General features: G+C 56.4%; 24 protein-coding genes. 11 read left to right on the forward strand and 13 right to left on the reverse strand.

Translation table 11 applies throughout. The annotated features are described in order from the left end of the window. Positions 1-33: 33 nt before the first annotated feature. Complete coding sequence (locus P8935_RS03020; RefSeq protein WP_348263534.1) at positions 34-240, reverse strand: hypothetical protein; 207 nt, start codon at positions 238-240, stop codon at positions 34-36. A gap of 236 nt (positions 241-476) precedes the next feature. On the opposite strand from P8935_RS03020, the gene P8935_RS03025 reads away from it, so the two are divergent. The 4 genes from P8935_RS03025 (at position 477) to P8935_RS03040 (ending at position 3982) form a co-directional block, all read left to right on the forward strand. After that, the gene (locus P8935_RS03025; protein ID WP_348263535.1) at positions 477-1457 is read left to right on the forward strand and encodes a hypothetical protein; all 981 of its coding nucleotides are present in this window, start codon (positions 477-479) and stop codon (positions 1455-1457) included. Positions 1458-1496: 39 nt separating this feature from the next. Further along, a complete protein-coding gene (locus P8935_RS03030; RefSeq protein WP_348263536.1) occupies positions 1497-2063 on the forward strand; it encodes a sigma-70 family RNA polymerase sigma factor in 567 nt (188 codons plus the stop codon). Further along, positions 2060-2563, forward strand: a complete 504-nt coding sequence (locus P8935_RS03035; RefSeq protein WP_348263537.1) for a hypothetical protein — start codon at positions 2060-2062, stop codon at positions 2561-2563. Before P8935_RS03030 ends, P8935_RS03035 begins: the two co-directional genes overlap by 4 nt. Before the next feature lie 246 nt (positions 2564-2809). Continuing rightward, positions 2810-3982, forward strand: a complete 1173-nt coding sequence (locus P8935_RS03040; RefSeq protein WP_348263538.1) for an acyltransferase — start codon at positions 2810-2812, stop codon at positions 3980-3982. A gap of 22 nt (positions 3983-4004) precedes the next feature. Here P8935_RS03040 and P8935_RS03045 read toward each other — a convergent pair whose 3' ends face one another. After that, a complete protein-coding gene (locus P8935_RS03045) occupies positions 4005-5006 on the reverse strand; it encodes a hypothetical protein (protein ID WP_348263539.1) in 1002 nt (333 codons plus the stop codon). 24 nt (positions 5007-5030) lie between these two features. Then, on the reverse strand, positions 5031-5627 hold the full coding sequence (locus P8935_RS03050) for a DinB family protein (RefSeq protein ID WP_348263540.1): 597 nt from the start codon (positions 5625-5627) through the stop codon (positions 5031-5033). Between the two features lie 103 nt (positions 5628-5730). Between P8935_RS03050 and P8935_RS03055 the strand changes: the two genes are divergently transcribed. Further along, a complete protein-coding gene (locus P8935_RS03055; protein WP_348263541.1) occupies positions 5731-6282 on the forward strand; it encodes a DUF1697 domain-containing protein in 552 nt (183 codons plus the stop codon). A 113-nt stretch (positions 6283-6395) separates the two neighbouring features. Here the strand turns inward: P8935_RS03055 and P8935_RS03060 are convergent, their stop codons facing one another. After that, positions 6396-6593: a Flp family type IVb pilin gene (locus tag P8935_RS03060; RefSeq protein WP_348263542.1), complete on the reverse strand. Its 198-nt coding sequence runs from the start codon at positions 6591-6593 to the stop codon at positions 6396-6398. A 207-nt stretch (positions 6594-6800) separates the two neighbouring features. Beyond that, positions 6801-7706 (reverse strand): dihydropteroate synthase, encoded by a 906-nt coding sequence (gene folP / locus P8935_RS03065; protein ID WP_348263543.1) that lies wholly within the window; start codon positions 7704-7706, stop codon positions 6801-6803. A 62-nt stretch (positions 7707-7768) separates the two neighbouring features. Here folP and dacB point away from each other — a divergent pair, with 62 nt between their 5' ends. Next, entirely contained in the window at positions 7769-9526 is a 1758-nt protein-coding gene (gene dacB, locus P8935_RS03070) for a D-alanyl-D-alanine carboxypeptidase/D-alanyl-D-alanine-endopeptidase (protein ID WP_348263544.1), read from the forward strand. Positions 9527-9580: 54 nt separating this feature from the next. On the opposite strand, the gene P8935_RS03075 is transcribed toward dacB, so the two are convergent. Further along, entirely contained in the window at positions 9581-10162 is a 582-nt protein-coding gene (locus P8935_RS03075; RefSeq protein ID WP_348263545.1) for a hypothetical protein, read from the reverse strand. Positions 10163-10355: 193 nt separating this feature from the next. Between P8935_RS03075 and P8935_RS03080 the strand changes: the two genes are divergently transcribed. Both P8935_RS03080 and P8935_RS03085 read left to right on the forward strand, forming a co-directional pair. Beyond that, complete coding sequence (locus tag P8935_RS03080; RefSeq protein ID WP_348263546.1) at positions 10356-11270, forward strand: alpha/beta hydrolase; 915 nt, start codon at positions 10356-10358, stop codon at positions 11268-11270. Between the two features lie 287 nt (positions 11271-11557). Then, positions 11558-12007, forward strand: coding sequence for a hypothetical protein (locus P8935_RS03085; protein WP_348263547.1), 450 nt, complete (start codon positions 11558-11560; stop codon positions 12005-12007). 81 nt (positions 12008-12088) lie between these two features. On the opposite strand, the gene bglX is transcribed toward P8935_RS03085, so the two are convergent. Next, complete coding sequence (gene bglX / locus P8935_RS03090; protein ID WP_348263548.1) at positions 12089-14380, reverse strand: beta-glucosidase BglX; 2292 nt, start codon at positions 14378-14380, stop codon at positions 12089-12091. 668 nt (positions 14381-15048) lie between these two features. On the opposite strand from bglX, the gene P8935_RS03095 reads away from it, so the two are divergent. Continuing rightward, positions 15049-16350, forward strand: coding sequence for a hypothetical protein (locus P8935_RS03095; RefSeq protein WP_348263549.1), 1302 nt, complete (start codon positions 15049-15051; stop codon positions 16348-16350). 363 nt (positions 16351-16713) lie between these two features. Here the strand turns inward: P8935_RS03095 and P8935_RS03100 are convergent, their stop codons facing one another. The 5 genes from P8935_RS03100 to P8935_RS03120 form a co-directional block, all read right to left on the reverse strand. Then, positions 16714-18576, reverse strand: coding sequence for a glycoside hydrolase family 2 TIM barrel-domain containing protein (locus tag P8935_RS03100; protein ID WP_348263550.1), 1863 nt, complete (start codon positions 18574-18576; stop codon positions 16714-16716). 202 nt (positions 18577-18778) lie between these two features. Next, the gene (locus P8935_RS03105) at positions 18779-19360 is read right to left on the reverse strand and encodes a hypothetical protein (protein ID WP_348263551.1); all 582 of its coding nucleotides are present in this window, start codon (positions 19358-19360) and stop codon (positions 18779-18781) included. 139 nt (positions 19361-19499) lie between these two features. Beyond that, on the reverse strand, positions 19500-20810 hold the full coding sequence (gene glyA, locus P8935_RS03110; RefSeq protein ID WP_348263552.1) for a serine hydroxymethyltransferase: 1311 nt from the start codon (positions 20808-20810) through the stop codon (positions 19500-19502). 60 nt (positions 20811-20870) lie between these two features. Next, positions 20871-21083, reverse strand: a complete 213-nt coding sequence (locus tag P8935_RS03115) for a hypothetical protein (RefSeq protein WP_348263553.1) — start codon at positions 21081-21083, stop codon at positions 20871-20873. A gap of 113 nt (positions 21084-21196) precedes the next feature. Beyond that, positions 21197-21874: a DUF1223 domain-containing protein gene (locus P8935_RS03120; protein ID WP_348263554.1), complete on the reverse strand. Its 678-nt coding sequence runs from the start codon at positions 21872-21874 to the stop codon at positions 21197-21199. 312 nt (positions 21875-22186) lie between these two features. On the opposite strand from P8935_RS03120, the gene P8935_RS03125 reads away from it, so the two are divergent. Both P8935_RS03125 and P8935_RS03130 read left to right on the forward strand, forming a co-directional pair. Further along, the gene (locus P8935_RS03125) at positions 22187-22810 is read left to right on the forward strand and encodes a hypothetical protein (protein ID WP_348263555.1); all 624 of its coding nucleotides are present in this window, start codon (positions 22187-22189) and stop codon (positions 22808-22810) included. Positions 22811-22852: 42 nt separating this feature from the next. Further along, a complete protein-coding gene (locus tag P8935_RS03130; protein ID WP_348263556.1) occupies positions 22853-23731 on the forward strand; it encodes a M23 family metallopeptidase in 879 nt (292 codons plus the stop codon). 18 nt (positions 23732-23749) lie between these two features. Here P8935_RS03130 and P8935_RS03135 read toward each other — a convergent pair whose 3' ends face one another. After that, a complete protein-coding gene (locus tag P8935_RS03135) occupies positions 23750-25033 on the reverse strand; it encodes an abhydrolase domain-containing 18 (RefSeq protein ID WP_348263557.1) in 1284 nt (427 codons plus the stop codon). Positions 25034-25041 lie beyond the last annotated feature (8 nt).

Here is a 25041-nt window from a genome sequence, read left to right on the forward strand (position 1 = left end):
GCTCTATCTAAGCGGTGGTCTCGTGGACGGAAATCACATCCTTCGGATCAGGTGGATTGCTGACCACCCTACGGCGACGCCGACCGATCGCACCATCGTGGCTTCGAACGGCAGGAAGAGGGCAAAGGCAGTGCCAGTCACGGCCCAGATCAACAGTGCCCATGTTAGGGTGTTGCGTTTGTCCGCATAGCTTTGCTTCAAGGTGGCTAGCAGTCTGCTTTGGTGATAGTGATCGTCCATGGTGTCGCTTGTCTCCGCTTCTGCGAATTGGTCGGGGAGTACCGGTAACACACTTCTTGTCCAAACTCGAAAGTACAGTCTGGGGATAGTTAGAAAGTAACCTGCAGACTTCATTACTTAAATACCGCTAAAGAGCTAATACCCCAAAAAAACGGCGATATCGCGGAAAATCTTTTGTTAACGGTTGGGCTGGCTCATTCGTTGTTCCTCATAGAAGGCTCTCAAGGCTCTTCAACATGAGGAAGACAAGCATGGACAACCGTCGCAGGATCTACCGGATACTTTCCGCTATCGCATTTTCTGTTTTGCTTCAGGCCAATTTGGGAATGGCCCAGCCGCATGCGGCGGTCCCGCCACCTGTCAAGGTGGCGGACAATGCAGCTGTTCCCAACGAGCGAGATGTTGCAGCGACACAGACTGAGCTGATTCGTCTCCTGCGGCTCAGCCCCACGCTCACCACAGTGGTGTCGCATGATCCATCGCTCCTCTCGAATCAGGATTACGTGTCCCACAACAACCCTCAACTGGGAGCATTCTTGACCGCGCATCCCGAGGTAGCCCGTAACCCGGAGTTTTATCTTTTTTCTCATTTGAAACACGAAGAGGGCCAGCCGGATGAAGCGCTGGAGCGCGCAGTCTGGCCGGATGTGTATCGCTCTCAGGATCGGCCAACCTCGTTCGAGCGCATATGGAGCGACATGGTGCCTCTCATCGCATTCGCATGCGGCATTATCGGCATCTTTCTGCTGGCTCGCATGTTTGTTGAGAACCGCCGCTGGAGCCGCATCTTCAAGCTGCAAAGCGAGGTGCACGGCAAGCTCATCGACAAATTCACGAACAATCAGGAACTGGGGGCCTATATGGAAACCGATGCTGGCAGAAAATTTCTCGAGGCCGCGCCAATCCCCGTTGGCATCGAGGCAAGTCGTCGCATGCCCAGCGCCGTGGCCCGCGTCCTCACTCCACTTCAGGCTGGCATTGTGATGGTGCTGCTCGGCATTGGTCTGCTCATGTTGCGCCATGCTGGTCCTGACATGGATGAACCGATGCTAGTGTTTGGAACTGTAGTGCTGATGCCAGGAATTGGCTTTATCATCTCTGCAGGTGTTTCGTGGCTGCTGGCAGCGAAGCTGGGCTTGATGCCAGCCGATCAAGCTGCACAGAGCAGGTCTGATTCGCCCCTCAGCGGGTCCCCGGTATTCAAGGACAGGCAGTGAGTCGCGGGGAGCCCGGTGAAGGAGAGGAAGCAGAGGCCCATGTCCTGGGAATCAATCATTCCGAATGTGCTGGCAGGCAAGGGACAGGCCCTTGCCCCGAGCACGTCCGTCGCGCCGATGGATAATGAGCAGTTCGCAGCGTTTTATGCGCGTTCTGCTCGATCGCTCTGGGCATACCTGGCGCGCGTAAGCCGCGATCCCGCGCTTGCTGACGATTTGACCCAGGAAAGCTATGTGCGTTTTCTCTGCGCTGATCACCCGCTGGATGGCGAAGTTGCAGCGCGGCGATATCTTTTTCGAATTGCAACCAATTTGTTGCGCGATCACTGGCGACGCCCGCAGTCTTCCTCCATTGACGAAGTGCCGGAAGAGATATTCAAGGCGAAATGCGCGATAGCCCAATCGGATTCTCAGGCCATGCTGGAGCCGGCAATGGCTTTGATGCGACCGCGCGATCGGCAGCTTTTATGGCTCGCTTACGCGGAAGGATATTCCCATCATGAGATCGCGGAAGTTACGGGGCTGGCTTCAGCAAGCATTCGGCTGCTGTTGTTTCGTGCGCGGCGCAAGATGGCCCGGCTGCTGCGAGAGAGTGGGGGCGCATGAGTCCTTTTTCGTGTGTACGCGAGCGCGAGGTTACGCAGTTGCTTGATCGAGGCCAGTGGCCCCAGGCATGCCCGGCCGATCTGCGCGAGCACGTCGAGTCGTGCCGCATGTGTTCCGACCTGGTGCTTGTGTCTCAGGCATTTCAAACGGCCCATAAGCAGACTTCGATGCAACCGCACCTGGAGTCTGCCGGAGCGCTCTGGTGGCGTGCACAGTTGCGGCGTCGTAACGCGGCGATTGAAAAAGTTGGCAGGCCCATCCTCGGGGCGCAGATTTTTGCGCTGGCCATTTCGGTTGTTGTAGCCGCTGCGGTCCTTGCCTTGCGCGGCGACACGCTGAAAGCCTGGTTCGCTGACCTGCCGCGGGCATTGCATCTGGATGCGCTCTTCCCAGATGCGTTTTCGCAGCTCAGCGGAATTGCGTCGATTGTGGTTCCGGTACTCGCGACCTTTGCACTGCTGAGCGGACTAGTAGTGTACCTTTCGACAGAAAAGCAGTAATCCTGCCGGCGATATCAGGGATTACTTTGCCAGTCAGCTCATCCGTAACTACGAATGCATTGTTAAACTAATTCGATACTGCCAGTTGCGCTCATCGGGGCGTCGATAGAAGGCAGGCCTTTCGAGTTTTCCGTAAACTTAAGTGACGTGTTCAATCAAGACCTTTGCGGTGACACTGGGTCCTGTAGAATCACTATCCGAGTTTCCCCATAGATTCAAATATCCCGGGCCCTGTGTTAGGTGCCAATGGAACAACGCACACTCCCCATGCGTGGCTTCTCTGCAGTCGCGTCATTACGAGACGCCGCGAGATCGCGTTTTTTTCTTATCGATCTGGATAAAAAAGATACGGCCATCCTGAAAGGGCTGGCGATCGTCGCGATCGTTTTTCATAACTTCTTTCACGTAATCGGCCCGGTCCGTGAGAACGAATTCAATTTTGATCCCGCCAGGTTTCCGATCTTTTTGCAAACGGTCATCCACCCCTCGATGGCGATCCAGTCCCTTTTTGCCTTCTACGGACACTTCGGAGTTCAGGTCTTTATCTTTCTATCGGCCTATGGTCTGGCCAAGTCTCATTGGAGCGATGCCAATTCATGGTCCGAATTCATGTGGTGCAGGGTAAAGAAGCTCTACCCGATGTTTGGTCTCGTCGTCTTCTTCTGGGCGCTCCTCGCGGCTATGCACCTCGGCCCGATCTGGGTCATCAAGGATGCCGGTCCGAAACTGCTCTTGATGCTAGCCGGAGTATCCAATATTCTGCCCGGCCTGGGACTTCCACCAATCGGGCCGTGGTGGTTTATTCCTTTCATCATCCAGTTTTATGCAATGTGGCTGCTTCTGCGCAGATTGACAAATAAGTTCAGCTGGCAAGGCTTAGTGGTGCTTTCGATTGTGTGTTTTCTTATCACGCACCTGACCAATCCGATTCTTGCCCACTGGCAGATCAACCTGGGGGAGAACCCGATCGGGCGCATGCGTGTGCTATGCCTCGGCATCATCGCCGCTCGATTCCCGATCCGCATCAATGTCTTCCTCGCCATCCCCGCATTTGCCATCATCCTTGTTGGAAGTGAGTATAGGGCGGTCTCGCATCTCGTATCGCTCGCATCTGTAACTCTGATTCTCTGGCTTTACACCAAGACCCGCGTAGTTCTCAGAAAAGTCCAGCTCCTCGAAACAATCGGCAACTACTCTCTTGCCATCTTCCTTGTGAACGGAATTGTGAGAGTGCCTTTTGTGGTGTTCGCCAAATCACCGCTGTCGCAACTTTTGCTGGCATGTGGCAGCGCCGCCGTTACATTCGCCATTTCAGCGTTCTTCCATTACCTTCTGGAGCCTGCGCCTGAACCCGTCGTCAACACCGGCGGACTCGAAAGTTGGGCAACCTCTGAAACAGCCGACGCCATGGCTGACTAGCTGGACTTTCCAACCGAAGAAATTACTGTCTCCGGCCTTGGGTTTGCCTGGCTAGCTTATACGCTGAATTGTTGAACCAACTCAGAACCCGAAGCGCACGCAATGTGTTCCAGCGGCTTGCACTACCCACGGCGGTCTCCATTTGGATTGGGATTTGTTCGGGATGAAGCAAGTTGAGAGGCCACCGGCCATTCTGATGGCGGCGCTTGATGACGACTGCAATCGCATCGCTGATTCGATTGTCCGGTTTGATTCCCGCATCGCGCAGGTAATCCAGTCCGCGAAGGACATCGTAGTGGCAAAAGGTTGGAAACGAGAAACGAAGCCAGCGATTGTCGATCACTTCGCCGGTACGCAAGGAGCGGAACATCTGGCGCTCGATCAGGTAGTTTTCGCCTCGCTTGCGGGCCTTGGTCACGGAAGCGGATTTGCCCGCAGCCTTTTCATACGCGAGCAAGCCTTCCAGCACGCAGATAGTGGTGTGGAATGAAGAGCGCCGGCTCTTGGGTGCCTCGCAGTTCCATCCACCATCTTCAAGCTGCTCAGAGAGAAGTAGATTGGCCAAGGCATCATTGGGCTCTCTGAAATATGAGCCGAGGGCGAGGATTCTGCCGTTAATGCAGGGTTCCGTTTCGCCCTGAAAAAAGGGCCGGTTGTTGAGCCACTTGAACGCCACGCCTTTCTTGACGCGGTCGGTCATTTTACAAGCCTGTTTGCTGGCGGGATCGATTCCGAGATCCATCAGAACGACGAGCGTGTAGAAGCTAAAGATCATTTTGCGGTCATCCGGGAGCAGATCGGGCCGGAAATGGCGCAGGTTCGGTCCGCCCCAATAGCCGTTGGGGGACTGCGAAGCGAGAAGCTCCGCTCCCCAGCCCTCCGTGGCTACGCGTGAGCGCTCGGCCGCCACGGATTCGGGAGCTTCACCCGTGATGTCGCGCATGACCTGCCAGCGGATGGCCGGGTCGGAATCAAGGAGCCACCTGATGTGCGCGGGGCGGGGTGCGTAGTCATTTGTACCCATGGGAACGTTATAGCAAGGCAGAAGCTATTTTCCGTTGCGCAGTTTTTGCAGAGCTTGCTCCGCCTGCCACAGGTGGCGGCGTTCATGTGCGGCGTTGACGAGGAAGCTTGACCAGATGCTGTAACGGATGCGCGAATCCACCGGCGACGCGATCTTTACCTGATCGATGGCGCGACCGCGACATCGGCGCAGGGTCCCTATGATGCGTTCCTGCCGCTCAACGAATTCGTCCAGGACAACTTCGATTTCCCCGCGCTCGGTGGGTTCCAAGTGAAGCACAGTCTTCTTGCGGATGCGCGCCGGTGGCTCAAGAATCCAGGACAGCAAACGTCCCCAAAAATCGGCCTGATAGGGCGCATTCATTTCGGATTTGCGCGGCGCTGCATTGGCGATTACCTGCTGCCAGATGGGGAAGTATGAATCTGCACTGATGTTGAGATGTTGAAGACATTCCGTCACCGACCACGATCCGGGGGAAGGAGGCTTCATGCACAGTTCTTTGCCGCCTGATCCCACCAGAGTCTGCGCACGCGCACTGATGGCAGTGAACTGGGCTTCCAATTCATTGAGAGTCTTCGCTCGTTCACCGGACATCGTGGCCGATTGCTGTTGAGGTTTCAAGACCAAGTCTCGCGCTACACTCGCATCAGTGGTGGAATTATGGGGCTGCGGCATAAGATCAACCCTTATAGATGCGCCACTCGAGGCGGAAGTAGGTATTGGCATGCCAACTTATGTGATTCTTCTTCGCGCTGTCAACGTTGGCGGCACGGGAAAGTTGCCCATGGCCGACTTCAAGAGAGTGTTGACGAAGCTGGGGTTTGAGAACGTCGAAACCTACATTCAGAGTGGCAACGCCGTGGTGGATGCCAAAGGATCTGCGGCAAACGTAGCGAAGGCCGTGGAGGCAGGTCTGGAAAAACTGACTGGTGCACCAGTTGGAGTCGTCGTGCGGACGCACGAGGAATTGGACAGTCTCATCCGCCAAAACCCGTATGCCGCGGAGGCAGCCGCAGACGGCAGCAAGGTGCATGTTGGATTCCTTGCAGGTCCTGCCGGGAAGGATACCGCGACCGCTCTAGACGCGATCATTGCAAAGTATCCGCAGCGGCGGGACCGCTATCATTTGGCTTCCGATACGCTCTATCTGCACCTGCCCGATGGCGCGGCGGAGACGAAGTTTACCGGCAAGATTCTCGACAAGGCTATCGGCGTTATCAGCACCGGAAGGAACTGGAACACAGTGCTCAAACTCCACGCATTATCGAAGCGGTGAAGCTTAGTCATCCGACGGCAGACTCGTTTGTTCCATGTCAATTTAATAAAGAAATGCGCCGCGAGGTTCCGTATCAGTTCAGACCAGAGCAGAGATTCTCTACCGCAAAAAAATTACGAGACGTTTGTCGTCAAGGTCGTAGCGATGTTCGAAAACGCATGGTTGATTCCCTTGGAGAGAAAACCCATACCGGTGATTGCACCGAATGCGATCAATGCAACCACCAGGGCGTACTCGACAAGATCCTGGCCCTGTTCATCCTCGATGAATGACTGCAAGTAGAAAGTAATGCGGAGTAAAAGTGTGTTCATTAATCCCACCAAATAAGGGATGATTCCCTACTTCGAATGATCGCTGTTTAATACATTTTCCGAAATACAACTTGTGGCCATAAGCCGCTGACTCGAAAGGCATGTGCGCGACATGTTCATTCGTTTCGGAATGGCACAAATGTGATTTGGATCACGCATTGTTGAAGTCGGAGACAAGTGCAGTGCGAAGAAGACAGATTGGGTGGCTTAGCGCGCGGCGAGAATAGCATCTGCGATACAAGCGGCATCAACGGCGACACGCACATCGTGCACACGGACGATTGAAGCACCGTGAAGAATGGCGGCGACGAGAGCGGCGATGCTGGCGGTCTCTCTTGCCGTGACGGGAGCTGGTTCACCGCCGTGCAGTGGGGACAGCGTGTGACCGAGGAATGATTTGCGCGAGACTCCAGCAAGAAGCGGGCGGCCAAGCGCGAGCAATTCAGCCTGCCGGGCAAGCAGGGTGTAATTCTCGTCGAATTTCTTGCCGAATCCGTAGCCGGGATCGAGAACAATGTTTTCGGCTTTCACACCCTCTTGCTTTGCCGTTTCTATGCTTGAAGCCAGCCCCGTTAAGATCGTATTCATCAGCGCGTCGGTAGGAAGTTTTTCCTGGCCCCGCCATTCATCGGGACGGCCCCGCGAATGCATCAACACGATGCCGGCGCCGGATTCAGCGCAAACGGCGGCCATTGCCTTGTCCCATGAAAAGCCGCTGACGTCATTCACGATTTCTGCTCCGGTGGCGAGTGCGGCACGGGCCGTTGCGGATTTGTAGGTGTCTGCTGAAATCAGAGCCCCGGGACGAGCGGCAAGAATTCCACCGATCACTGGCAGAAGGCGAGCCTGCTCTTCGTCGGCGCTGATCGCTGTCGCAGTTCCCGCGAGGGAGCCGGGGCGCGTGCTCTCAGCGCCGAGGTCGAGGATGTCCGCGCCTTCGTCGAGAAGCAGCAAGCCATGGGCGATGGCTGCCTGGGGATCGAGGAAATTTCCCCCATCGCTGAAGGAGTCGGGAGTGATGTTGACGACGCCCATGACCAGTGTTCGCCTGCCGAGTTCAAGAGAGCCGGTGCGCAGCTTCCAGTTCGATACTGTGCGCGTCAAAGGAGTCATCAGATTTAAATGAATTTTTCTGCCTGCTGCAATGGTACTGGGCAGGAGACTGCTTTGATTCTATGGGCATACAAACGATTCGCGACAGAAGGCGCTATTCGAACGAGCCCTGCTACACTCCCCTCATGTTTTCCATCCGGCGAATTTTGGCGCTTGGTTCGGCGCTGGTTGTCTTCTTTGCGTCCAGCCTTTTGGCCCAGCCACATCACTCTCATACCGCAGCGCCGCAGCGTGCGCATGCGGCTCCGGCAAAGGGCTCGCTTGCAGAGCGCATCCAGGCGATTCTTTCCGATCCTGCTCTGAGCCATACGGAGTTTGGCATCAGCGTGACGACGCTCGACGGGCAAGCGCTGTATGGACTGAATGAGGGCAAGCTGTTTACACCGGCATCGAACGCGAAGCTTGCGACGACTGCAGCCGCATATGCGTTGCTTCCCGTGCAAAGCTTGACCTGGACCACGAACATCGTTGCCGGGGGCGATGTGGATGCTGGCGGGGTTCTGCATGGGAACATTCTGATCCTCGGTGCCGGCGATCCTACGCTGAGCGGACGGCGCTATCCTTACCAGCCGCCAACCCCGCCGACCGCATCTCCAAATCCGGAGAATCCGCCGGCGAAGTCGCCCTCAGGAAAGCCGGATACTCAACCTCCTCCGCAGGAAGTGAAGACGGAACCACGCGCCATGGAGGTACTCGAACTCCTGGCTCAGCAGGTTGTGCAGTCAGGGGTGCGTTCGGTTGAGGGCAGCGTGGTGGGCGACGACAGCTATTACCTTAGCGAGCCCTACGGAACCGCATGGGCGTGGGATGACTTGCAGTGGGGGTACGGAGCCCCGATCTCGGCGCTCTCGTTTGCCGATAACTCCATCGAACTGGTTCTTTCGGCGGATCCCGCGAAACCTGGCTCAACCCTGCCGCAATGGACGCCAAATATTGATTACTACACGGTCGAGAATGCGATGACGATGGCGCAGCCGGGGGAAACGCCGCATCCGGGACTGGAGCGGCGACCGGGAAGTTTGATGGTACGGGCTTGGGGCACGGCTCCGGCGCAGGGCTTGCATGCGCCGCTGGCGGTCGAAGATCCGGCAGAATTTACGGCAGCGGCATTTGAAGATGCGCTGGTGCGCCGCGGAGTGAAGATAAACGGTAATGCAACCTCCGCACATCGCTATGCCGAGGGCTCTGGCGACTTCAACGCCGAACGCGCCGAGCCGCTCAAGCTGGCGCCCCGCGCAATCGTGACACTGGAAGCGCCAACTGATGGACGCAGAGTACTGGCAACTCACATCTCCGTGCCGGTTGCGCAAGACATCATGTTGACCAACAAGGTAAGCCAGAATCTGCACGCCGAGTTGATCCTGAGGATGCTTGGGAAAGCATTCGCAAAGGATGGGAGCCTGGCGCAGGGTACGCGCGTGGTAAGGCAGTTTCTGGTAGATGCCGGCGTGAGCGACGCGGACTTCTTCTTCTACGACGGCTCAGGAATGAGCATGGACGATCGGATCACTCCGCGCGCCTATACACGACTGCTGTCCTACGCCTCCCGTCAATCGTGGGGAGAGGCCTGGCGCAGCACCTTTCCTGTGGCGGGTGTGGATGGATCGCTCTATGGGCGCTTTCGCAATTCGCCGCTGAAAGGGAAACTATGGGCCAAGACCGGCACCCTGAATGAGACCAACGCACTGTCGGGATATCTGCAGACCGCAAGTGGAAAGACGCTGGCGTTTTCAATCCTGGTGAATGGGCATCGACCCGGCAGCGTGGTGGAGGTTCCCGCAATGGAAAAGATTTGCGAGGCAGTTGCTGCATCGGAATGACGACATGGTTGCGCGCAGAGGGCCTTCAACTCGAACCCGAAAGCAGGTGAAGGACTAGCGCGCCATGGCCTGTGTCTTGGCGAGAATCACTGCGTTTTTGAGAGCATAAATGAAAGCGTGGGCCGATGCGGCGTCGTGAAACGTAAGTCCGAATGCCTCGACCTGATCCTTCACCTGGCCGTAGTCGGAACTGCTGTGCGGGCCTGGCCCAAGGTGGGCGAGTTTTTCCCGATCATAGATGAGCGCGGGGAATTTCTTCCCCGGCATTCCCACAACCACAACCATGACTGCGTCGCCTTGGTCACCGGGCTTGTAGGCGCTGGGAGCATTCGGATTGGTGAACACGGAATCTTCGCCGATCAGGGATTCGTCAACGTCAGTGAGCGCAACCGTGATGGAGGAGAGCGGAAAAGCATACCGGTACCATGCAATCTTCCCATCTTCCTGGCGCGGCAGTGCGCAGACGGGCGCAGGCATGTTGGGTTCGACCACCAGGGTTTGGCTGTCAACCGGCACGATACTGCCAGAGGCGGTGTAGGCAGTCTTCATCTGGTCCATGTGCGAGCGAAGGTCCTGCGCACCGCACACGCACGAGACAATCAGGCAACTCAGAAACAAGCGAAACAAGGTCTTCATGGATGAGCCTTTGATGTGCCTTCCATGGTGAGCCTGATTCCCGAAAAGTGCTGTAGTTTATAGCGCCTCGTTCATTACCAAGGACACGGGCCGAAAGTCGGTGATCGGACTCCAACTCTTAGTCAGCTCAAGCTGGACGAAGGCGGCAAAGTGATAGGATTCATTCGACTTCTACCCCGAGATAGGAGGCAGTATGAAACTATCTGCTCCGATGTTCTTAGCTAGCACATTTGCGGTTCTGTCGCTAAGCGCGCAGGCGCCCGCGCCACTTCTTACTCCAGAGTCGAAGCTCCCGGCGCAGCACAGTGTTCCGGTCTTCGGGCAGAAGATTGTCTATTACGACATCGGCACGGGGCCCGCGATTGTGCTGGTTCACGGATTCGGCAGCGAGGCCCGGTTCGACTGGGGCAATGTGTTGCTGCCTCTTTCGCAACACCATCGCGTGATCGCGATGGACCAGATCGGATTTGGCGGTTCGGACAAGCCATTCATCGACTACTCGATTCAGACCTATGTCGACTTTCTTGGAGAATTTCTGCGCACGCTCAATGTGCACGAGTTCACACTGGTGGGCGAGTCGCTGGGCGGATGGATATCTGCGCTTTACACGATTGAATCGCTTGCACCGGCTAACACGGGCGTGAATGCGCTGCCTGTCCCACGGCGGCTGGTGCTTGAGGATGCGGCGGGTATGTCGGCGGCGCACATGACCGGGCAGTCGATTCCGATTCCGATCGCCGGCACACTCGCAGATGCGCATGGCGTGGCGATCGTGTTCCATGACAAGTCGCGCGTGACCGATGAATTTGTGCGAGAGTCATGGGCGATGAAGATGAAGGCCAACGACGGATTTACCGAGCGATCGATCTGGAGCAGTTCGAAACTTGCTGCCGAAGTTGTAAAGGATCGCCTTAGCACGATCTCAATACCGACACTGGTGGTTTGGGGCGGCAACGATGAACTTGTTCCGCTGGAACAGGGGCGAGCGTACGCAGCAGGAATTCCCGGCTCGAAATTTGTCATGGTTCCTGATTGCGGACACGCGCCATCCATTGAGAAGCCGCAAGAGTTTCTAAATGCGGTGATTCCGTTCATCGACGCTCACTAGGAATGCGTCGCATATTGCTCGGATTCGCTTGAGGAAAAAGCTCCACGAGCTAAAGGCCTGCGTTATCACCGCATTTCTTGTTGCACAGAATTCCGCATGCAGGTAAAGCTTTGCACATTCCGCCGATGGGCAACCTTTGCACCGCGTCCTCATCTCATCCTGCTGATAGCGATTCTTGCGACGTTAGATCGATCGCGGCGGCAGGAACTGCGCCCATCCAATCAATTTGAATCACGTTATTACGCCGCCCTTGCGAGCGGCATTACTACAGCAGCAGGAGGGTAATTATGGCAGAGCTTAAAAGAGATGAAGACCTCGGTAGCACGGGCCTTTCAACCGCAGCCTTGGCACACGCCGACGAACCTGTAGAACAGAAGCTTGTGGAGAATCGCGAAGACGGTCGCGACATGAATGCTTCCGTTGACAAGCACATCAACGCCGTTGCGCAGCCCGCGGAAACAGATGCACAAGAGGCGCTATTTTCTCAGGATGAATCGAAGCAGCTCTATGCGAAGTGGGATGCGATCCAGGTGGGCTTTGTAGATGAGCCGCGCCAGGCTGTGGAGCGCGCCGATTCACTGGTGGCTGGGGCAATGAAGCGCCTGGCTGAAGTATTTGCCGAGGAGCGCGCGCGTTTGGAAGGTCAGTGGGATCGCGGCGACAACGTGTCGACTGAGGAGCTTCGTCTGGCGCTGCGCCGTTACCGCGCGTTCTTTGGGCGGCTGCTTTCGGTCTAAACCGGATTTAGCACGCCACAAGAAGAGAGGGCCGGAATCCACCATGCGCGGTGGGCTCCGGCCCTTAGCTTTTTGAGGGCTTTATTCGGTGACGCTCAACTCGGCGTGTAAGCTTGCGGTTGAGTCTTCGCCAGCCCAGACGTCGAACGTGCTGGGCTCCACTGCCCATGCCTTTGTCTGCGGGCTCCAAAATTCAAGCTCATCTTTGCCCAGCGTGAACTTGAGCGTCTGGGTCTCTCCTGGTTGTAACGCGATGCGCTTGAATCCTTTCAACTGGCGGACAGGGCGCGAGGCCGATCCCCAGCGCTGGTGAATGTAGATCTGCGCGACCGCATCTCCCGCCAGCTTCCCGGTGTTGGTCACATCCACTTGCACTTCGGTAGCATCGCCAGTCGTCATAGTGGTCTTGCTGAGGCGCAGGTGATCGAATTTGAAGCTGGTATAGCTAAGACCATAGCCGAAGGGATAGAGCGGTTTGCTTGAGACGTCCCAATAGCGCGATGTAAAGTTGGGCCGGTCTTCTGGTTCGTGGGTGAGGTTGTGGTTATAGTAGAGCGGCTCCTCGCCAGCCGAGTGAGCCCAACTGATAGGAAGCTTGCCGCCTGGATTCACATCGCCAAAGAGGACATCAGCCACCGCATTGCCGCCCTCAGTTCCCGGATACCAAGCTTCCAGAATTGCCGGAATATGCTTCGAAGCCCATTGCACGTCGACAGGACGACCGTTCTCCAATACCAGGACTAAAGGCTTGCCGGTGGAAGCTGCGGCTTCGAGCATCTGCTGCTGGATGCCGGGCAGTTCCATGGAGGCACGCGAGGCGGATTCACTGCTCATCACAGCAGTCTCGCCAACGACCGCAATTACCACGTCTGCGCCGGCTGCAGCGGCCTTCGCTTTTGCAATCGACTCGGCGATTTCAGCGTCGGTCGGAGGTGGAGGCGGTTTGGTTCCGGAGATAGCGTCGAACAAGGAGGGGAACAGGCGCACCGGGCTGGGGCCGGCAACGTAGTTGATTTCGGTACCGGGGCCAAGCTTGTTCTTCAGGCCTGCGAGGATCGTGACTGGATTACTTTTCGATCCTCCGCCGAAGAGACCTTCAACGGTCCAGCCACCTTCGATGTCGCGTACCGAATCGGCCAACGCGCCGATGACAGCGATTTTCTTGATGGACTTCGCCAAAGGCAAGGTGTGTTTGTCATTCTTAAGCAGCACCATTGAACGCGCTGCCACCTTGCGCTCGAGTTCCCGGCCTTCAGGACGGCTGAGTGTCGAGTCCACCTTGGATTCATCGACGTAAGGATGATCGAACAAGCCGAGCTCATACTTCACTTCGAGGATAGGAAGAACCGCAGCGTCAAGTTGCGCCTCCTTCACCTTGCCCGAATGGACGAGTCCAGCGAGATATTTGGGATAGGTGAGGCTGGCCATATCCATATCAAGACCAGCCGTGACCGCTTTGAACGCCGCATCTTCGGGATCTTTTGCGTATCCGTGCGTCTGGAGTGCGCCGACGGCCCACGCATCGGAGACGACGAACCCCTTGAAGCCCCACTGCTTGCGGAGAACGTCAGTCAGCAGCCAGTGGTTCCCCGTGGCCGGTACATCGTTCAGATCCATGTAAGCGCTCATGAAACTACCCGCGCCAGCCTGTTCGGCGGCATGAAACGGAACGAGGTACACGTTTTGCATGAGCTCTTCAGGAACGTAGGAGGAGTCGTAATCGCGACCACCTTCTGCAGCACCATAGCCGGCAAAATGCTTCACGCAGGCCACGACGCTATCGGGGCCCAGAGATTCGCCCTGGAATCCACGCACCTGTGCACGAGCCATTGCAGCTCCGAGATAAGGGTCTTCGCCCGCTCCCTCAACGATTCGTCCCCAGCGCGAATCCCGTGCAATGTCGACCATTGGAGTGAAGGTCCAGCGAATGCCTGCGGCCCGGGCATCTTCGCCGGCCAGGTGCTGCGCAGCTTCTTCGACGCCCGGATCCCATGAGGCGGCCATCGCCAATGGGATGGGAAAGACAGTCCGGTATCCATGGATAACATCGAACGCGAAAAGAATCGGAATATGCAGGCGCGACTTGTCCACAGCGAGGTGCTGCAGGCGATTGATCTCCTTGACGTCAATCAGCCAGAGAATGGAGCCGACTTTGCCTTGGACGATCAGGTTGTCGGGCTTCTCGCTGGCCAGGAGGGGCATGACGATGCCGGAGGATTGATTCATCTGCCCGACTTTTTCCTCGATGGTCATCTGCTTGAGGAGCGCTTCAGCCCGATGGTGTGCCTCGTCGGCGGTGATGGGGGCAGTTTGCCCAGAAATGTTAGCGGCCAGCGCAAGAAAGAGGAGCGTGCAGGACAAAATCGCTTTCATAAGTTAATTACCTCGCATCACGGAAAGGCCCCTATAACGGGGACCCATCAGCATATTGCATGTTTGTATTTTCTGGCTGGTGAACTTCGAAGGATACACTGGCGTTTGACGGCCGCAGCGTGTGTAGTGGACATTATGGACTCTAATCGAAGCTGCATTGCACCAGCTTGTGCGCAACACGGAGGGGCTCTCCACAAAAAAAGCGCCCCCCGATTAGTCCCGCCTGGATTCAATCCAGGTCTGGTAACCGGAGGGGCGAGGAGCCGCAATCACAAGAAAACGCGCCGTAGTGTGACACACTCCCGACACATTTTCTGGACCGGCCTCCAATGTACGCAGAATTGAATATTGGCGACAGGTTCCATCGGGTAGCGAGGGACCTGTAAAGTCCATAAGCTGATGCAGAATCTATCTTTATTGAAGTATGGACACAGTTAAAGTGCGGACGTATCATACGCAGTGCGGGCAATCCAGAATTTAATACGACCTTCTTTTCCACCGAGACCTGCCGGGATCCAAATCGAAGGGGAAGAAATGATGAGCCCGTTGGACCTAGTTTTTTTGGTCTTGCGATCGATTGCTGTCCGTCGCACTCGCCAAGTGCCACTTCGGTGCGCAATCTGATGCCGCGAGCCATTGCCCATTTAGGGCTTTGAGGAGTTCGTGCAATGCCAGTGGCCCCCAAATCCATCCAGGATGTGGACCCGCAGTCGTTTGCCTCCGATTCCGCCGTCAGGGAGCAACTGCAGAAGCTGCTCACCCACCCTCTTTTCGCTAATAGCAAGCGCTATCCCGCCCTGCTGGCCTATGTGGTAGAGCAGACGCTTCTGGGAAACGCTGGCGAATTGAAAGAGCGCAGTATCGGGATTGAAGTCTTCGGCAGGACGCCCAGCTACGACGCAAACTCTGACCCGGTTGTGCGCATAACTGCGGGTGAGGTACGCAAGCGGCTGAGTCTCTATTATTTTGACTCATCCCATCTCGGGGAACTCGTGATCGAGTTACCCCTGGGCTCATATGTGCCAACGTTTCGACCGCCTGAGCCGATAGCTGAACCGGCGCCGGAAACCCTAGAAATGGCCGTGGTCACGGAAGGGCCGGACGAGATTCAGCCAATTGCGCCCTCGTTCCAGCCAGATTCCCCTTCGAAGCCATCGCAATTCCGCTGGACTATTATGGTCGGTCTGCTGATTCTGGGCTGCGTGGTCGGCACCATTGTGGGGTTGCGCATCCACCCAGCGCCGGCGCCGCCCGAACCGGTCTCCAACATCGAGCATTTCTGGGAGCCATTCCTTTCAAGCGCCAATCCGACCACATTCTGCCTGGGCGAACCTGCCAAGAATATTGACATGGACGCGATTAATTCCTTCGAAGCCCCAGTCAATTCTCCAGTGGAGCCCCAGAAGCTCTATGTGCGGCTACATCTGTCAGGAAACCTGGCACTGGCGGATGTCATCACCTTGACGCGCACGGCGGCTGCTCTTGAGGCGCGCCATAAAGCGTTTCGAGTGGTGCCAGCATCGGAGGCGACCTTCGCCCAGTTGCGCGAGGGCCCGATCGTGCTGATCGGCGCCTTCGACAACATCTGGACCCTGCGCGTAACACAGAAGCTGCGGTTTGGATTTGAATCGAAGGACGGCGTAGCTTTGATTGTCGATCGCAAAAGCCAGACTCAAACGACCTGGGCGACAGCATGGGATCTGCCGTATCAAAAGCTCTCGCGCGATTATGCGATTGTGGCTCGCATACATGACAGCACCACCGGCCAGCCGGTGATCATCGCTGCGGGTATTTCAGAAGAAGGAACAGAGGCGGCCGGAGAGATTCTCTACAATCCTGTCTATCTCGAATCGCTTCTCGCCAAGGCTCCCGCTAACTGGGAAAAGATGAATATGGAAGCCGTGATTGAGACACAGGTCATCGAAGGCCATTCCGGGCCGCCCAATGTTCTCGCTGTTGAAACCTGGTAAGCGGTGTTGTTCTGGCTGGCTGCGCTGGAGTGGCCTACGAGCGCTGAAAGCCGCGATCAACCTTCTACTTCTTTGCCTTCTGCGCTGCCCAACGTTTGCGTTGCGCATCGGCGATCCGCTTGCGAGCTTCGGGACTGAGTACGCGCTTCTTCTTCCTGCCTGGCCCTTTGCTTGTCTTACTTTTGGGACCCGACGTGCTAACTGTTCGGGTACCTGCAAGCAGAGAACGGACTTGAGTAAGTCTGGCGATCTCCGCGTCTATTTCAGCAAGGATGGTTTCTATCGACATAGTGAGAGGATATATCATCACCGCGAAGCGGAGATGACTCCACTTATGACTTACACCCGTGAAACTTCATTCACTTAATCGGCCTTTCCGATGGTTTTCTCCTTGTAGGCTTTTTGCAGCACATAGAAGACTGCCTTCTTTTGTCCCTGATCGGAGATCAATCCTTTGCGATTGAATTCATCCTGAATACCTGTCAAGGGGCGATTGGGCGAACGGAAATCCATGAGGCACCAGGGGCTCATGCCTCTGAGTTGCGCGATCTTGTTCAGCATCGGCAATTGATGGCGAAAAACATCTGCCTGATACTCCTCGGTCCAGCGTTCGTTTTCGCCGCCGTGCAGGCCTGCCTTTGCACCCGCACCAAATTCGCTGACGATTACCGGCTTTTCATAATCAATCTGCCACTGGGTTGTGTCGGCGCTTTCGGGATGCCCTTCGTACCATCCGATATATTCGTTGATCCCAATTACGTCCAGAGCCTTTCCCAGTGGATCATCCACGATCTTGGTATCGCCTTTCGCGCGCACGAGCAGAGCAGCCGTAATCAATCGCGTCGGATCGAGACTGCGAGCGCGGATTGCCAGTGTTTCAATGAACTGGGTGCGTGCAGTATTGTTAGGCGTTTCGTTCGCCATGGACCAGAGAATGATGGCTGCATGATTGCGTGAGGTGTTGATCTCCTCGTCAAGTTGTTGCTCAGCCTTCGCCAGCACTTTGGGGTTGTCAAATTGGAGCGCCCAGTAAACCGGATTCTCCGACCAGACCAATAAGCCCATGCGATCGGCAGCGCGCAGCATGGTCTCATCGTGCGGATAGTGCGCAAGGCGAACGTAGTTACAGCCCAGTTCCTTAGCCCAGCCTAGCAAGGTCTCCGCATCTTTATCTGAATAGGCGCGACCAGTGCGATAGGGTGCTTCGGCGTGGATTGAAATGCCGCGAAGGAAGATCGGTTTGCCGTTGAGCAGAATCTCGGAGCCGCGTGTTTCGATCGTGCGAAATCCCATCAACTCGTTGATAGAATCGCCGCCCGCGTGGATCGCTACTTTGTAGAGCTTCGGCGACTCTGGCGTCCAGCGCTCTAATCCCTGCACGTTGAAGTGGAATGCAGCTCGACCATCCGCGCCGATGTCCGCTGTCGCCTTTCCGCGCAGATCGGCAATTTCAACATCCACTTTCTCACCCGGTTGTCCACCTATGACATGAACCCACCCTTCAATCGAACCCGCTTCTTTACCGCTCAGATGCAAATCATACTGATCAATGAAGGTCTCAGGTACCTGGATCAGCGAAACTTCACGCGTCAGGCCGCCATAATTCCACCAGTCAGTTTCGAGTGTGGGCACGTTGTCTTCGTGACGGGTGTTATCTACCGCAGCAACCACGAAGTTACCGCCGGCGTGAATGGCCTCGGTTACATCGCAGTTGAACGCGGTAAATCCGCCCTCGTGCTCGCAGACTTTCTGACCATTGACCCAGAACCATGAATGATAGTTAGCCGCCCCAATGTGGAGAAAAACTTTAGTATGCGGTTTGGGATCGTACGTGAAGTCCTTCTCATACCAGATTGGTCCTTCGTAGAACATGAGCGAATCGCGCTGCGTGTTCCAATCGCCCGGGACCTTGAGTTTTGGCGCCTTGGAGAAGTCATATTCGGTGGGGAATGGATCGCCAGGCTTCGCTTTGTAATTCATGAAGTAGCCATTCTTCTTTTCTTCATGATGGAAGCTGAACAGGCCTGAGAAGTACGGATCGACAATAGACGCCCACTCTCCATTGAGAGACGTTGCCGGGCGGCGATCGGCGCCAGTAAGCACGATGGGCACCGGGACGGCGAGAGCGCACGGAGCAAGGATTGCAACTGCCATGAGAAGAAAAACGAAAAAATGAAGAACAGAAGTTACCTTGTTCAAAACATGGCGAGCGACGAAAGCAGTCATGCCAATCCTCTTTTAGATTGCAGTAGATTTTGAGAGGAGCCTGGTTCGGAGCAGTGTGGGGGCAGCTCTCAGCGGACTGATCATCTTATCGCTTCGCATTCCGCGATGTACATTGGGCATGCGAGTGCGCTCAAACGTCTCGCACAAAGAACGGGCAGACCGGTTTGGCCTGCCCTCTTACTCCATTCCAAATGTGCCGAGCTTATTGCGGTCCGAGATACATCACATGCACATAGGTTCCGAGACGGACGTTGTAGGCCAGGTACCAGCCATCGTGATCCGGATCTTCATAGATGACAATGTCGTCGCTATCCCAGTCCCAGCCATCGCAGAAGCCAAAATCGGCTGGCGCAACGCTCCAGTACCATCCATTAAACGAGAACCGGCTTGGGCCTCCGCCGCCGAGGTGCCATCTGTGCGAGGGACCAAACCCGCCCGTGAAGCGGCCATGCTCGAAGGGGCGGTCAACATGGTAGTTAGCGTCGTTTCGACCAGTATCATGTCCGACCCAACGGTTGCCTTGATCGACGTGCGGTGCATTTGGATGACCGGGTTTGTCGCTAAAATTTCGCTGCTGCTGTTGCGGGGGCTGCTCACGCTGAACAGGTTGTTGTTGTCTCGCGTCATTTGTTTTGTGCACCGGTGCGGCTTTGGGAGCTCGACTCGGGGCCGGTCCGCGGGACGGCGGCGGCGCCGGACGCCCATGAGCTTCGGGGAATTGCTGCGCAATTGCCGGCAATGACACAGCCAACAATACGGTCAAAATCAAATTTGCTGCACGCATGATGTTCCTCCAACTTGCTTACGGGAGAGCGGCGCGGCGCTTTGAAGCTCCCGATAAGCCGATCACAAACACACTACATGAAACCCTGCAGAGTGTGGCAAGTTGCTGATTGCCGGATAAGTGAGGAATTTGCAGCGACTTATGCGTTGACCGCAACACCCTGTCGCCGCCATGCATAGAGTGGGAACCGGTTGGCCATCTCCGCAACCTCGCCGCGAATGTGTTCAAGCGCCGCATCGTCGTTGCGTTTCTCGAGAGCCTTCGCGATCCAGGTTGCGATGATGCGCATCTCTGGCTCCTTCATGCCGCGCGTTGTGAGCGCGGGCGTGCCGATGCGAATCCCGGAAGGCTTGAGCGGGGGATTCGTGTCGTAAGGAATCGCGTTTTTGTTGACGGTGATGCCAGCCTTGCCGAGAGCAAGCTCAGCTTCCGATCCAAGAATTCCCTTTTGGAAGACATCGACGAGGATCAAGTGATTGTCTGTTCCGCCAGAAACCAGGCGATAACCGGTCTCCTGCATGGCCGTGGCCAGCGCTTTGCAGTTGGCGACTGTTTGCGCAGCATAAGATTTGAATTCGGGCCGCAGAACTTCGCCAAATGCGACTGCTTTGGCAGCAATGATGTGCACCAGCGGTCCACCCTGCTGGCCTGGAAATACCGCCATATCGATGGCCTTGCCCAGAGTCTGTTCCGGTTTCTGGCCAACCTGAAAATCCTTGCCACAGAGAATCAGTCCAGCGCGCGGTCCACGCAGCGTTTTATGCGTGGTTGTGGTGGTGATGTGCGCATGTGGGACCGGGGAAGGATGCGCTCCGCCCGCGACGAGTCCGGCGATATGCGCCATGTCAAAGATGTATTTGGCGCCGACCTTGTCCGCGATCTGGCGCATGCGCTCGAAATCCCAAAGACGCGGGTAAGCGCTGGCGCCGCCAATGATGACCTTGGGCTTTTCGCGCTCGGCAATCGCTTCGAGTTCATCGTAGTCGATGACTTCAGTATCGCGACGGACGGTATAAAAAGTTGTCTTGTAAAGCTTACCGCTGAAACTGAGCTTGTGACCGTGTGTCAGGTGGCCACCGTGAGCCAGGTCGAGGCCGAGGATGGTGTCGCCCGCCTGCAAGACGGCCATGTAGGCGGAAGCATTCGCCTGCGAGCCGGAGTGCGGCTGAACGTTGGCAAACTCCGCTCCAAATATCTGTTTGGCACGATCGCGAGCCAGGTTCTCAACCACGTCGGCATACTCGCAGCCGCCGTAGTAACGTTTTCCCGGATATCCTTCGGCATACTTGTTGGTGAAGACAGAGCCGGCAGCCTCAAGCACCGCTTCGGAGACGAAGTTTTCGCTGGCGATCATCTCGAGGCCCTCGTGCTGGCGGAGGGTTTCGTGGTCAACGGCGGCGGCTACTTCAGGGTCGGCCTGGGCCAGGGAAAGGGCCATGCGATCAGTCATACGACAATTTTACGGCAAGATCCGGCCGCTCTTGTGCAATCCCTGACCGAGCGGCCAGGATCAGCCCTTGCGTGGCTTTCTATAAGCCCAGAAGATCAGTCCGAAGCCAGCTATTGCCAGCATCGCGCCATATGCAGCCCATTGGCGGTCATTCTGCATAAAGCTTCTGGCAAGTGGACCCCAAGCCAGATTCAGCCCCTGCAAAATCCAAATTCCGCCCATTACTACTAGAAGCGCGCCTATTAGTCCGCTGATGCTCTTTAAAATGCGCACGATCGTCTTCCTTATCTGATCCACGAAGAAGAATCAGTTGGATATAACTCTCTTCATCCTACTTGTCGCGGCACAGCGCCTTGTGAAAAGAACATCGCGCGGTGACGAGCTTCTTATTGCTGCAGGATCTGCTCCGCCGCGCCGAGCACATGGCCGGTTTTGCGATCTGCGAGAAAGACGACCAGACGCACCGGAACTTTTTCCTGATTCTTCTCCGCCAGGGGTCCCGCGGCGAGCTTCAGTGCGCGACCATCTGCTACGTCAACATTGAATTCCTTCAGCACGCGCACCACTGCGGTATGGTGCAACGTGCGGCCAGCGTTTTCTCCGCGCGCGACCTCGGAGTGAGTTGAATTGGCAGCCAGAACCGCAACCAGTTTCGTCCCCGCAGGAGCATCTGCGTGAATCGAAAATTGTACGGCTCCGTTCTCCCATTGAGCATGCTCGATCATGACGCTCTTCTTTGGTACCTTGATTTGTTTTTCGACAGCGTCGACCAGGGATCGCGCGTTGCTTCCGACGAATTGCTCGGTTCCATCTACGACCATTTGAGGCGTGTAACTCGAGTCGAGACCGAAGCGTTGCACGTATTGCTCCTGTCGCTCCGTCATGGCATCAAGCGAGAAGGGATCGCTCCAGCCCTGATGATTCCAATAGGTCACGTGTTCGCTGAGAACAATCGCCTGCGCACCAGAAATAGGCTGCGTTGCATCGATCTTTGCGAGCAGCACGTCTGCCGGCGGACAGTCCGAGCAGCCCTCCGATGTGAACAATTCAACGAGCACGGGCACGCGATTCGCCTGGATTTGCTGAGAGTGGGCCGGCGAATCAGTTCCGCAGACCAGTAACGAAAGAAGCAACAGGCGCCAAGCCAATGAAAGTGAATGCAACCTCAGGGAAGCCATATTGTTTGAGATTCCGATCGCATCCGCGGAGTTACATGAAATTGCATTGGCGCTGTTAATCATCTACCAACTTCCGCTTGTGACTTTAGTGCCGTCGCCGGAAAAGAATCGGTGGATGTCTGAAAACTATTTTTGGAAGCATGGGTCTGGACACAACATTGGGCTGGAGATCAGTAACCGAGGCCCTGGAGGAATGACATGCGACGCACACTGCCCTTACTTGCCTTGGCCACCTTGTTCGCCTCGGCACCGATTTTCGCACAACAGACAGTCCCCGCTACTCAACCCGCTACGACACAGCCAAAGGAAGGCTCTGTCAACGATCGCCGCCAGGATCAGCAGGACCGCATCGCCAACGGGGTGCAGTCTGGCCAGCTTACCGCAGGCGAGACTAAGAATCTAGAATCGCGCGAAGCCAACGTGAATCGCGAAATCAAAGACGATCGTCAGGCTAACGGCGGCAAGCTCACCACTCAGGAACGGCAGCAGGTGAACAGGCAGCAAAACAATATGAGCAAGTCGATCTACGCCGACAAGCACAATGCAAACACCGCGCACTACGGCAACAACGAAGTTGGACAGCGCCGAGAGAATCAGCAGGATCGCATCGCGCAGGGAATCAAGAGCGGTCAGATGACCGCAGGCGAAGCGGCTCGCACTGAAAATCGGGAGCAGGGCATCAACCAGCAGGTTCATGCCGATCGCCAGGCCAATGGAGGCAAGCTGACCGGGCAGGAAAAGCGACAGGTCAATCGCGAACAGAATGGCGCCAGCCGCCAGATCTATCGCCAGAAGCATAACAATAAGGTTGCACCTAAATAGACCAGGTCCCCTAGGAAGAACGGAGCCGGTTATGCTGAACGCATGACCGGCTCTCGTGTTTTGCGGCTTACTTGTCTGCTTGCGCTCACCACAATCGGCACCTACGCGCAGCGCCTTGGCATGAGATCTGCCGTGTCCTTGACGCCGACGATCGTTGAGGCGGGGTCGCCGGAGTTGATTGTGATCTCCATGCCGAATGCTAAAAGCATCTATGGTGAATGGCTCGGAAAGAAGATTGAATTTTTTCAACGTGGAGAGAAGTGGGTTGCGCTTGCGGGCGTCGACGTCGAAGCGCCGCCGGGAACAACGACGCTGAAGATTACCGGAGAGACAAGCAGCGGCGAAATCGATCTCAGTCAGACGGTCGAGATTCACCCGGCGCACTACCGCACAGGCGCGCTAACTGTTCCGCCAAAGTTTGTTGAGCCCGGACCCGACGAACAGAAAGTCATCGCTGCCGATGCAGAGATCAAGACCAGGGTGTTCGCATCGAGTGTCGCCGAGCCGCTTTGGCATGGAAGCTTTCGCGCACCAGTGCTCGCCAAGCCGACCGACAGCTTTGGTACGCGCCGCATGTTCAACGGCAAGCTGGCGAGCGTTCACAAAGGCATGGATTTTCGTGCCGCGAAGGGAACGGTGGTGCGCGCTTCGAACAGCGGAGTTGTGGTGCTGGCACGTCCGCTCTACTACGAAGGCAACTGCGTGATCATCGATCACGGGCTGGGCCTCTACACGCTGTCGATGCATTTCAGCCGCATCGATGTGCACGAAGGGCAGCACGTGATTGCGGGCGACAAGCTGGGACTGAGCGGCGCGACAGGACGCGTGACCGGACCGCATTTGCATTGGGCCGTGCGCTGGGAAGGCGCTTATCTCGATCCGGGTAAGCTGCTCAGGTTGAATCTGAATGCAATCAAGTAGAGCGCAGACCGTGCTGACCTATCGCGACACTAGATCCTCTTCCGCTTCTGGCACGGATGCTGGCGCAGCGGCTGGACGGGATGCCTTTTCCCGCCGAAGTGATTTGAAAGCGCGATAAACGAAAGAGCCCATGTACCAGCCGTCGATGTACTGGAACGGCGTTTCGCCTGTGGTGTAGTGGCCGCAAGGCAGCACGCGCTTCTCGAAGTTGAGGCCGATTCGTTGAAATGCTTCAACAACCTGCAGCGAGTATGGGAGAGGAAAGGTCAGGTCGTAGTTGGCGTAGATCAGCAGTACCCTCTTGTCGGGGCCGCCTGCTTTCGCACTGGCGATGCGATCGTAATAGCTGATTGGACTGATGGCTGACCACAACTCGCGCACTCGATCTTGCGTCATACCTACGTCGTCCAGAGCTTGCTTCACATGGCGCGTGCTCTGTCCAGCCCACACCACGTCTCCAAATGCCGTAGATGCATGATTGAAAGCATTCACACGAATGCGGGGATCGTGGGCGCTCGCTAGAAATCCATAGCAGGAGCCGAGGCTTGTGCCCAGTACGCCGAAATGCTCGTAGCCCTGATCTTCAAGCCAGTCGATGCAACAGCGGATGTCGACCACGGCCTGACGGCACGCGGAGAGCGTCCGGCCGATGTTGGCGCTGACCGCGTAGTCGGAGCGCTCCAATTCCACGGGGCGCCGGATGTCGTGATACGGCTTGGACAGACGCAGTGCGGAGATACCCATGCGGTTGAATATGGCGCACAGAGAATTGTGGCTGAATGCATCCGCGTTCCACTGCGGCATCACTACGATTGCTTGCTTTGGCCGTTTCGGGTCTTTGTGTTCGGGCGCGGGATACCAGCGGGCGTTGACCAGATCATTGTCGGGATAACCCGTGCGTTCCGGTGATGTGAACCGCAGAAATTGCGCGGGTGATGTTTTGCCCTCAGCCGCAAGGCGTTTGATCTCGGCAGCCTTGGCCAGAGTCTCGGGTCTGACATTTGTCGGGAACAGTTCGGGGTGACGCTCCTCGAGGCGGAAGTCTGTCGGCTTGTCGTAGCCGAAGAAGACGTCGCTATTTCTGATAAGAAGCTGATTGATGCGCGCCATCGCGGCTTCAGAGGCGGCAGGATCACGCAGAGCTTCTGGAGTTGGGATTGCTGCGCCGAATCCATGTGCCGCCAGAAAAGGCTCAATGAATTCGAAGCCCCACTCAAGCGGCCTGACAACACGATTTTCATCACGGGTGGTGAGACGGGTTTCCCAGTCGTACATCCAGCGCGCGTACTTTTCCCTGAACATGTGCTCAG

This window comes from Telmatobacter sp. DSM 110680 (assembly GCF_039994875.1).
Lineage (GTDB): Bacteria > Acidobacteriota > Terriglobia > Terriglobales > Acidobacteriaceae > Telmatobacter.